Annotated in this window: 5 protein-coding genes and 1 pseudogene; all 6 read right to left on the bottom strand. The window is 70.0% G+C overall.

Going from position 1 to position 10,971, the window contains the following annotated elements; genetic code table 11:
* The coding region (pulA, locus tag IE312_RS29270) for a pullulanase-type alpha-1,6-glucosidase (protein WP_229900561.1) at positions 1-5,300 on the bottom strand (5,300 nt) is incomplete at its 3' end.
* Positions 5,301-5,410: 110 nt separating this feature from the next.
* Positions 5,411-6,787 (bottom strand): alpha-amylase, encoded by a 1,377-nt coding sequence (locus tag IE312_RS29265; protein ID WP_189985303.1) that lies wholly within the window; start codon positions 6,785-6,787, stop codon positions 5,411-5,413.
* A gap of 151 nt (positions 6,788-6,938) precedes the next feature.
* The gene (locus tag IE312_RS29260; RefSeq protein ID WP_189985361.1) at positions 6,939-8,618 is read right to left on the bottom strand and encodes a glycoside hydrolase family 13 protein; all 1,680 of its coding nucleotides are present in this window, start codon (positions 8,616-8,618) and stop codon (positions 6,939-6,941) included.
* A 104-nt stretch (positions 8,619-8,722) separates the two neighbouring features.
* Positions 8,723-9,643: a sugar ABC transporter permease gene (locus IE312_RS29255; protein WP_189985302.1), complete on the bottom strand. Its 921-nt coding sequence runs from the start codon at positions 9,641-9,643 to the stop codon at positions 8,723-8,725.
* Positions 9,644-9,662: 19 nt separating this feature from the next.
* Positions 9,663-10,667 carry a carbohydrate ABC transporter permease gene (locus IE312_RS29250; RefSeq protein WP_189985301.1) on the bottom strand — a complete coding sequence of 335 codons (1,005 nt, stop codon included), beginning with the start codon at positions 10,665-10,667 and terminating at the stop codon, positions 9,663-9,665.
* 106 nt (positions 10,668-10,773) lie between these two features.
* A pseudogene (locus tag IE312_RS42305) lies at positions 10,774-10,971 on the bottom strand (extracellular solute-binding protein); the annotation flags it as partial.

The raw sequence follows: 10,971 nt of genomic DNA, 5'->3' as shown, positions 1-10,971 counted from the left end.
TGCACCGGGTGCAGCCGGTAGCGCTGCCCGGCGAGCGCCTGGACGCGCTGCTCCTGCCGCTCGGGGGTGGCGTTGAAGACGACGACGAGGCCGCCCAGCTTCATGGTGATCACCCCGGGCGTCTCGTCCTTCCCGGACAGCGGGAAGGACAACAGGTCCTGCACCTGGGCTGCCGTGCCGAGGGAGAAGACCTTCTCCGTCGTGCCGATCCTGAGCAGGTCGCGGTAGGCGGCGGAGGCCCCGGTGATCTGAGGGCAGCCGACCTTGACGCCGGCGAGCAGGGGCCGGGCGTAGTCCCACTTGGAGGCGTTGTCGGCGGCCGGGGGCAGTCCGCGGCCGAAGCCGTTGCCGTCGGCGCAGTTCCAGTGGATGGCGTTGAACCAGTCCCCGCTGTCGAAGGAGTTGCGGTCCAGGGACTTGGAGCGCAGCAGATCGGTGCCGGCCTGGGAGAGTGCCGGGCCCTGGGAGAGCGCGGCGGTGGCCATCGCGAGGACCTGCATCCGGGCCCGGTCGGACGCGGAGGTGTCCTTCGGCAGCTTGTAGGTCAGCGCGTCGAACAGCGACTCGTTGTCGTGGGCGTCCACATAGGCGAGGGCGTCACCGGGCACGTGCGCGTACCCGGCGGGCGCGCCGTTGTAGTCGACCCCGGCGCCGGTCACCTCCTTGCCGTCGCTGTCGGTGAAGCGGTACCCGGCCAGGTTGCCGGTCAGCCCGACCTTGATCAGGTCCTGGTAGTGCAGCAGGCGCGCCTTCTGCTCCTCCTTCGTGCCGTTGGCGGTGGAGGAATTGGGGTCGGTGTAGAGCCCGGACGCGAAGCCCTGGACACCGGGGTCGGCGTCGAAGGGGCCGCCGCCGCGCACCGCGTCACGGGCCCGGTCGGAGAAGGTGGCGATACCGGTGCCGGCCATGTTGGCCTGCGTGGCCTGGACGAACCGGGCGTCGTTCGCGACCTCGCCGAAGTTCCAGCCCTCCCCGTACAGGATGATTTTCTTGCCGTCCACGCCGTCCTTCTTCAAGGTCAGCGCGTCCAGGGCCTTGCGGACGGCCAGGATGTTGGCCTTGGGGTGGTGGCCCATGAGGTCGAAGCGGAACCCGTCGACCTTGTACTCCTTGGCCCAGGTGACGATCGAATCCACGACCAGCTTGCCCATCATCGCGTTCTCGGGCGCGGTGTTGGCGCAGCAGGTGCTGGTGGCCACCGAGCCGTCGGCCAGCAGCCGCTGGTAGTAGCCGGGCACGATCCGGTCCAGGACGGAGGTGTCGGCCTGGCCGTCGGCCGCCGTGTGGTTGTAGACGACGTCCATGACGACCCGCAGACCGTCACCGTTCAGCGACTGCACCATCCGCCGGAACTGCACCGTACGGGCGGTGCCGTCCGGGTCGGTGGCGTAGGAGCCCTCGGGGACGGTGTAGTGGTAGGGGTCGTAACCCCAGTTGTAGGCGTCCTTGGCGGCGGTCTTCGCCACGCACTCCTGCTGCTTGTCGGAGTCGGCCGGCAAGGAGGCCAGGTCGCAGTCGGGGGTGGCCTGGTCGGCCTTCCTCTCGGGGATCGTGGCGATGTCGAAGACGGGCAGCAGGTGCACGTAGGACGTGCCGGCCCTGGCCAGGGCCCGCAGGTGCCTGGAGCCGTCGCTGTTCTTGTCGGCGAAGGCCAGGTAGGTGCCCCGGTCCTCGGCCGGGACGGTCTTGTCGGCGACCGAGAAGTCCCGGAGGTGCAGTTCCTGGATCTGCGCGTCCTTCAGCGGGACCGCCTCGGGCTTGCGCAGCGCCGCCCAGCCGCTCGGGGCAAGCTTCTTGTCGCTCAGGTCGACGACGAGGCTGCGCGCCGAGTTCGCGGTCAGCGCGACCGAGTAGGGGTCGGTGACCTTGTTGGTGACCAGCTTGCGGACGCTGGGCGCCCACACCTTCACCACGTACCGGTAGGGCTTGCCCTTCCAGGACGCCGGGCCGGTGACGGACCAGACACCGGTGGTGTCGTCGCGGTGCATCCCCACGGACGTGCCGTCGAGGTCGAGGCGGACACTCTGCGCGGTCGGCGCCCACACGGCCAGGGTCGGCCTGCCGTCGTGGAAGGTCGGCCCGAGCTTCGCCTTCGTCCCCCCGGGGTACAGGTCGTCCAGCACGCCCGCGGTCTGCACCCCGGTCGCGGCCAGCACGGCCCTGTTCGCGGCGCGCTGGCTGGCGACCAGCTGGCCGGTGAGCGCGGCACGCACCCGGTCCCGGTCACGCGGGTCGACGGACCAGGCGGTGTAGTCCTTCAGGTGCGGGAACCTGGCCTTCTGGGCATCGGTCAGGGTCGTCCTGGTCAGCCGCAGCCAGCGCTCGTCGTCGCTGGTCAGCGCGCCGTCCTTGACGGTGATCGAGCCGTCGCGGGAGGAGAGGAGCTGGGTGGAGGCGGCACCGTCGACGCCGTTCCAGGCGACGGTGTCCCGGTCGATCCAGACCGCCTTCGCCGTGCTCAGGTCGAGCGCGGCCGCGCTGCCCGCGGGCTGCGGCAGCAGGTGCTCCTCCTGGCCGTTCAACAGCCACACCTCATGGCCGTCGGCCCTGAGGTCGAGGGACCGGTCGGTGGGCAGGTCCTTGTCGTCGCCCTTGTGGACGATGTAGCTGAGACTGGTGGCACCCGCGCTGAGCGGCACCTCGAAGACCGCGCCATAGGCGTCAGTCTTCACCGGCTTCAGCGGGTTCGACCAGTCGGTGGGGTTCGCCGCGCCGGTCCAGACGTGCAGGCCCCAGCCGTCGTAGTTCCCGTCGGCGCGGTGGTAGTGCAGGACCGCCTTGGTCTCGTCCTGCGCCGGATAGTCGGGCTTCTTGGTCAGGACGTCGGCCTTGCCCTGCTCGATCCACACCTCACCGGTCTTGGTGACGTCGATGCTCCGGTCGGCGGCGACGTCCTTGTTGCCGTCCTTGTCGATGACCAGGAAGCCGACGTTCGAGGCGCCGGGCTTGAGCTTGACCCAGGCGAAGGCGCCGTAGGCGTCGCGGCCGGTGAAGGGGTGGCTGGCGGGCCAGTTCGTGGCCTCGCCGTCGGCGAGGTCGCCCCAGGCGTACAGGCCCCAGTCGGCGTAGTCGCCGTCGGCGCGCTTGTAGTGGACGACCGCGTAGTCGCGGGAGGAGGCGGTGGGGACCTCGGGGGCGGGCGCCGTGCCGGTGGTGCTGCTCGCCGTCGCGCTCGCGGTGCGTCCCGCGGAGTCCACGACGACGGCCTTGTAGCGCAGGGCGGTGCCGGCCTTCACGTCCCTGCCGATGGCCTGGGTGACCTTGTACGGGGCGTGGTCGGCGGAGCCGAGGACGCGCCAGGGGCCGTTGCCGACCTGGGCGGCGAAGACGACCCGGTCGAGCTGCCCCCCGTCCACGTCGGCGGAGAGCTCGACGGTGCCGGTGGCGCCGGCGTCCGGGGCCTTCAGGGTGAGGGAGGGCCTGGCGGTGGGCTCGGCGAGGGGGCCGGCGGCCTTGAGGACGACGGCGGAGCCGGCCGGGACGGTGACCGTGACCTTGCGGTCGGCGCCGGAGTGCACCGTGGCGTGCGTGCCGTGGATCCCGCGGTACGTCATGTCCGCCGATCCGGTCGCGAACGTGGCGGTCTTCGCCGCGTCGGCGTTGTTGAGGGCGACGACGTACTCGGTGCCGGAGCGGGCGTCCGTCCGGGTGAAGGCGTAGACGCCGGCGCCGTCGGCCGCGTACCGCTCGGTCTGGACGCCGTCGGTGAGCGCCGGGTTGTTCTTCCGGAGCTCGGCGAGGGCGGCGATGTCCTTGTAGAGCGGGGCGCGGCGGTCGTAGGCGTCGCTGGCGTGGGTGCGGTCGGTGCCGATCTCGTCGTCGTCCAGGTAGTCGGCGACCTTGGAGGCGAACATGGTCTGGCGGGCGTCCTTGTCGCCGCCGGAGCCGGTGAAGCCCTGCTCGTCGCCGTAGTAGACGACCGGGTTGCCGCGGCTGAGGAACATCAGCTCGTTGGCGAGCCGGTCCTTCGCCAGGATCTCGGCGTCGGTGGCCTTGGGGTTGTCCTGCTTCAGGAAGTACCCGATGCGGCCCATGTCGTGGTTGCCGAGGAAGGTGACCTGCTCGTAGGCGTTGGCCTTGTCGGTGGTGTACCGGTAGTCGTCACCGAAGAGGCTCGCGAGCTTCTGCGCGCTGCCGCCCTGCGAGGCGTAGGAGCGGGCCGCGTCCTGGAAGGGGAAGTCGAGGGTGGCGTCGAGGCGGCCCTGGGTGACGTAGGGGGAGGTGACGGAGGTGTCGGCGGAGTAGACCTCGCCGAACATGAAGAAGTTCTTCCGTCCGTGCGCGGCCGCGTACCGGTCCAGCGCGGTGGCCCACTGGGTCCAGAACGCCATGTTCACGTGCTTGACGGTGTCGATGCGGAACCCGTCGATCGCGAAGTCCTTCACCCAGCGCTGGTAGATCCTCTCCATGCCGTGGACGACCTCGGGGCGCTCGGTCCACAGGTCGTCGAGGCCGGAGAAGTCGCCGTAGGTGGCGGATTCGCCCGCGTAGGTGGAGTCGCCCCGGTTGTGGTACATCGCCGGGTCGTTCAGCCAGGACGGCACCTTGGACCGGCTCGTGACCCGCGGGGTGCGCGGGAAGGAGTCCGCGTCGACGGCCGGGAACGTCCGGCGCCCGTCGGCGTAGTCGGCGTCGTCGAAGGGCCGCCCGTCCTTGGTCAGGTACGGGAAGGCGCCCTTGGAGAGGTAGTCGTAGGACTTCTCCTCGTAGTCCACCAGGTCGGCGGTGTGGTTGGTGATGACGTCGAAGAAGACCTTCATGCCCTTGGCGTGCGCCTGGGAGATCAGGGTCTTCAGGTCCTTGTCGGTCCCGAAGTGCGGGTCGACGTGGGTGAAGTCGGTGATCCAGTAGCCGTGGTACCCGGCGGAGGCGTTGGCGCCACTGCCCTGCACCGGGCGGTTCTTGAAGATCGGCGCCAGCCAGATGGCGGTGGTGCCGAGCCCCTTGATGTAGTCCAGCTTCTTCGTCAGGCCCTTGAGGTCGCCGCCCTGGTAGAAGCCCTTGTCGGTGGGGTCGTAGCCGGTGCTGAGCCGGGAGCCGGTGAGCCCGCCCCGGTCGTTGGAGGTGTCCCCGTTGGCGAACCGGTCCGGCATGACGAAGTAGAACTGCTCGCGGGTGGCGTCGTGCCGGGCGGGTACGGCGGCGAGCTTCGCGTCCGAGGGGGGTGCGGGCGGGGTGGCGGCCCGGGCCGCCGGCACCTGGACCAGGGCGGCGGCGAGCGCCAGTCCGGTGAGGGCGGCGGCCCTCCTTCTGCGATGCGGCGTGCGGCGCGTGCGCGGCGCCGGCCATCTCGGTATCACGGGTCGTGACTCCTAGGGGATCGCGGTGATCGCGGGGATCGCGGCGGGGACTTGCAGCAAGGGGCGTGAAACCTCCCGAAAGAGGTTCCACGCACCGTCAGGGAGGCCGGTCAGCAGCCCGACTTGCCGGCGTAGAGCGCCAGGGCCGTGTTCGAGCCGAGGGTGGCGGTGAACTGTCCGCTGGAGTTCACGGTCACCGGGGTGTTGTTCTGGACGTTGCAGTACGTCCCGGCGGGCAGGGACGTCTGGTAGGTGCGGGTCAGTGCCGAGGACTCGTGGTTGATGGCCACGTAGCCCTTGGTGCCCCGGCCGAACGCGATCGCGTTGTTGCCGTTGTCCCACCAGTTGGTGACCGCCTGGCCGCGGGTCGCGTTGCGGAAGGCGACCATGGACTTGATCTCCGGCCAGGCGTGCTGGCACTTCCAGCCGTCCTGCCAGCAGGCGTTCACCTGGCCGCCGTTGGGCGGGCCGGCGTCGGCGTCCGACCACTCGTAGCCGGAGTTGACGTCGGGGGCGCCGTAGGGCCAGGCCAGCATGAAGACGTTGGCCAGGGTGTAGTCGGCGCCGTTCTTGTAGTTCAGGGTGCTGCCGTTGCGCTCGGTGTCGTGGTTGTCCACGAAGACACCGGCGACCGAGCTGTTCAGGTAGCCCCAGCCCTCGCCGTAGTTGGTGAGGTAGGCGAGCTTCTCGCTGGTGAAGACGCGCTTGAGGTCGTAGGCGTAGCGGAACTCCTGGACGTCGCCGTTGCCGGTGTACTCGGAGGGCTGCACGGCCTCGCCCGCGCCGTAGATGACCTCCTGCTTCCAGTAGGCGGACGGGTTGGTGAGGCGGCTCTTGATGTCGGCGAGGTCGGCGGCGGGGATGTGCTTGGCCGCGTCGATGCGGAAGCCGTCGACCCCGAGGCCGAGCAGGTCGTTCATGTACCCGGCGATCGTCTTGCGGACGTACTCCTCGCCGGTGTCCAGGTCGGCGAGGCCGACGAGTTCGCAGTGCTGCACGTTCCAGCGGTCGGAGTAGTTCGACACCTGGGAGGTGCAGTCGTCGAAGTCGGAGGAGGAGTACAGGCCCGGGTAGGTGTACTTCGTGTACGACGAGCCGCCGGTGCCGGTGCCGCTGCCCGCCGACATGTGGTTGACCACCGTGTCGACGACGACCTTCACGCCGGCCGCGTGGCAGGTGTTCACCATGTTCTGGAACGCCGTGCGGTCGCCGAGACGGCCGGCGATCTTGTACGACACCGGCTGGTACGACGTCCACCACTGCGCGCCCTGTATGTGCTCGGCGGGCGGGGAGACCTGGACGTAGCCGTACCCGGCGGGGCCCAGGGTGGTGGTGCACTCCTTGGCCACCGAGGCGTACTTCCATTCGAAGAGGACCGCGGTGACGTCCTTCGTGCCGGGCGGGGAGGCCTCGGCGGCCGTCGGGGTCATGCCAACCAGAGAGACGGCCGTGAGGGCGACCGCCGTGGGGAGCGTTCTGCGTGCCATGTGGGGTTCCTTCGACGTTGAAGGCAAGGTCCGCTCAGGGCGCTTGCTGAAATATTTCAGCAAACTTGCGGTGACGCAGATGTTAAAGGCCCGCCGCCCGAAAAGGCAGCGGGCCGTTGTGAAGTTGATGCAAGAAGTTTCAGACGAGGGGTCAGTCCGCCGTCGTCCACCACACGGTGGTGTCTGCGGGCACCTTCGCCTCGCCGCCGGTCTCGGCGACCTCCCCGCTGGCGAGCAGCACACGGCCGTACGCCGGGGTCGTCACCGACTCGCCCGTGGTGTTCGCGACGCACACGAACTCGCCGCGCCGGAAGGCCAGCACGCCCTCCGGTGCCCGCAGCCACTCCACCGCCTCACCGGCGCCCAGGTCCGGGTGCGAGCGGCGGGTCCGCAGCGCCGTCCGGTACAGCTCCAGCGTCGAGCCGGGCACGCCCGTCTGCGCCTCCACGCTCAGCTCGGCCCAGCCCGCCGGCTGCGGGAGCCAGCTGCCGCCGCTGCCGAAGCCGTACGACGAGCCCTCCCGGGTCCACGGGATCGGCACCCGGCAGCCGTCGCGGAAGCCGTCCTGGCCGGCGCCCCGGAAGTACGCCGGGTCCTGGCGCACCTCGTCGGGCAGGTCCACGACGTCCGGCAGGCCGAGTTCCTCGCCCTGGTAGACGTAGGCCGAGCCGGGCAGCGCCAGCATCAGCAGGGTGGCCGCCCGGGCGCGGCGCAGGCCCAGTTCGCGGTCGCCCGCCGTGCGGATCTGGGTGCCCAGGCCGGGCGGGTTGGCGAAGCGGGTGGCGTGCCGGGTGACGTCGTGGTTGGACAGCACCCAGGTGGCGGGGGCGCCCACCGGACGCATGGCATCCAGGGTGCGGTCGATCACCCCGCGCAGCTCGGCCGCGTCCCACTCCGTGCCCAGGTACTGGAAGTTGAAGGCCTGGTGCAGCTCGTCGGGACGGACGTAGTTGGCGGTGCGCTCCACCGTCGGGGTCCAGGCCTCGGCGACGAAGATGCGCTCCCCCGCGTACTCGTCCAGGATCGTGCGCCACTGCCGGTAGACGGCGTGCACGCCGTCCTGGTCGAAGAACGGCATGACATCGTTGCCCAGCAGCTTCAGCTGGTCGTGGGCCCCGAGGTCGGGCAGGCCGTCGGCCTTCACCAGGCCGTGGGCGACGTCGATGCGGAAGCCGTCCACGCCCATGTCCAGCCAGAAGCGCAGGATGGAGCGGAACTCGTCGCCGACGGCCGGGTGGTCCCAGTTGAAGTCGGGCTGCTCGGGGGCGAAGAGGTGCAGGTACCACTCGCCGGGCGTGCCGTCGGGCTCCGTGACCCGGGTCCAGGCCGGGCCGCCGAAGATGGACTCCCAGTCGTTGGGCGGGAGTTCGCCGTCCTTCCCCTTGCCGGGGCGGAAGTGGTAGCGCTCGCGCAGCGGGGAGCCGGGGCCCTCGGCGAGGGCGCGCTTGAACCACTCGTGCTGGTCGGAGGAGTGGTTGGGGACCAGGTCCACGATGATGCGCAGGCCGTGCGCGTGGGCGTCGCGGATCAGCGCGTCGGCGTCCAGCAGGGAGCCGAACATCGGGTCCACGGCGCGGTAGTCGGCGACGTCGTAGCCGGCGTCGGCCTGCGGGGAGGCGTAGAAGGGGCTGAGCCACACGGCGTCGACGCCGAGGTCACGCAGGTAGGGCAGACGGGAGCGTACGCCCTCCAGGTCGCCCATGCCGTCGCCGTTGCTGTCGGCGAAGCTGCGCGGGTAGACCTGGTAGATGACCGCGTCCCGCCACCAGTCGCGGCGGTCGGTGACGGCGGCGGAGTGGCGGGCCGGTGCGGCAGAGTGCTGCTGGCTCATGGCGTCCTTGAAACGTAACAGGGGCATGGTGGGAGGTGGGTGAGGCGGGCCGCGGTGACAGCGGGGTCGGATGGACACGGCGGCCCGCCTGGTCGGGGTGGGCCTCAGCCCTTGGTGCCGCCGGCGGTGAGACCGGTGACGAGGTTCTTCTGCACGAGGTAGAAGAACACCGTCACGGGTATCGCGATCAGCACCGCGGTGGCGGCCATGAAGTTCCACTGGGCGTCGTGCTCGCTGACGAAGGTCTGCAGGCCGACGGCGAAGGTGTACTTGGAGTCGTCCAGCAGGAAGGTGGTCGCGAAGGCGACCTCGCCGACGGCGGTGATGAAGTTGTAGAACGCGGCCACGGCCAGTCCCGGGCGGGCCAGCGGCAGGATCAGCCGGAAGAAGGTGCCGAAGGGGCTCAGCCCGTCCACCCGTCCGGCCTCGTCGATCTCGAAGGGGATGGTGTCGAAGTACCCCTTGAGCAGCCAGGCGCTGTACGGCACGGCGGTGGTGCAGTTGACGAGGATCAGCGCCCAGTAGGTGTCGATGAGACCGAGCTCGCTGAAGATCTCGTACATCGGCACGATCAGGACGGCGATCGGGAAGGCCTGGGTGAGCAGCAGGACCCACATCAGCTGCTTGTAGCCGGGGAAGCGCATGCGGGAGACCGCGTAGCCGGTGGTGGCGGCGACGAGCACCCCGACGAGGGTGGTGCCGAGGGCCACGATCATCGTCGACTTGAACCAGTCGAGGAAGCCGGTGTGCTCCAGCACGAAGCTGTAGTTCGAGAAGGTCGCCTTGCCCGCGATCCCGCCCGGGTGCAGGTAGTCCTCCTTGTCCGGGCCGAGCGACAGGTAGAACAGCCAGGCCACCGGGGCCAGGGCGATCAGGCTCGCCACGACGAGGCCGCCGTGCAGCAGGGCGGCGCCGAGCGGGCCGCGCTCGCCGCGCCGGCGGACCGGACGGCGGCGCGGGGCGGCGGGAACCTGCGGGGTCACCGGGCGTCCCGGCTCGATCTCGGGGGGTGTCGTGGTGCTCATGGCGGCGGCTCCTGCGGCGTCAGACGGCGAGCTGGTCATTGCGCTTCAGCCAGCGGAAGTAGAAGGAGGTGAAGACGGTCAGGATCGACAGCAGCAGTACGCCGTACGCGGCGGACTGGGCGAAGTCGCGCGGCTGCTGGCCGAAGCCCAGGGCGTAGGCCCAGGTGACGAGGATCTGGGCGTCCGGGGCGGAGTTCTTGCCGAACAGCAGGAAGATGATGACGAACTGGTTGAAGGTCCAGATGACGCCGAGCAGCACGACGGTGGAGCTGACCGAGCGCAGCCCGGGCAGGGTGACGTGCCGGAACCGCTGCCAGGCCGTGGCGCCGTCCATCTCCGCGGCCTCGTAGAGGGAGGAGTCGATGGACTGCAGCCCGCCGAGCAGGGACAGCATCATGAACGGCACACCGCACCAGGTGTTGACCATGATCGCGGAGAACCGCTGCCAGAAGGTGTCCTCCAGCCATTCCGGCTGGGGCAGGTGGAGGGCGCCGAGGAGCTGGTTGAGCGCGCCGGAGTCGGCGAGCATGATCCGCCAGGAGAAGACGGTGACGAAGGTCGGCACGGCCCAGGGCAGGACGAGCAGCAGCCGGTAGACGGTACGGCCGCGCAGCTTCTGGTCGAGCATGAGCGCGAGACCGAGGCCGATGGTGTAGTGCAGGGCGACGCAGGCGACGGTCCAGAACACGGTCCACAGGAAGTGCGACCAGAACCGGTCGTACGCCGTCGGGCCGAACAGGATGTCCTGGTAGTTGTCCAGGCCGATGAACTTGTAGGTGGCGTCGATGTGGTTGACGCCGATCGTGCGCGCCGAGTTGAGGCTGTTGGCGTCGGTGAGGGTGAGGTAGAAGCCCCGGACCAGCGGGTAGCCCACGAGGACGCCGAGCACGACGACCACCGGGGCGATCATCGCGTAGGCGTACCAGTACTTCTGCAAGCCGTTGCGCACGCGCTGCCCCAGCCCGGGACGAGGCGCGCGGTCACCGCGGCGCTTGCCTGTCGCGCGGTCGATGGCGACTGTCATGGTTCGACACCTTCAAACGTTCACGGGGTTGGGCCGGGCACAGGGCGGTGGCCGCCGGGTCCTCCCCTCCCCGTGTCCACGGGGAGGATCCGACGGCCACGGGGACTCACTTGCTGAAGCCGTCGACCAGCTTGGAGATGGCCAGCTCGGCGTTGCCCAGGCCCTTGTCCAGCGACTCCTTGCCGCTGGCGACCTTGGGCAGCTCGGTGTCGAGCGGACCCCACAGGGAGCTGTACTCGGGCAGCGCCGGGCGGGGCTGCGCGGCGGCCAGGACGCCCTGGTAGCCGGCGATGCCCGGGTCGGT

Origin of the sequence: Streptomyces capoamus (assembly GCF_014654935.1) — a bacterium.
Classification (GTDB): domain Bacteria; phylum Actinomycetota; class Actinomycetes; order Streptomycetales; family Streptomycetaceae; genus Streptomyces; species Streptomyces capoamus.
This window is presented reverse-complemented; position numbering and strand designations above follow the sequence as displayed.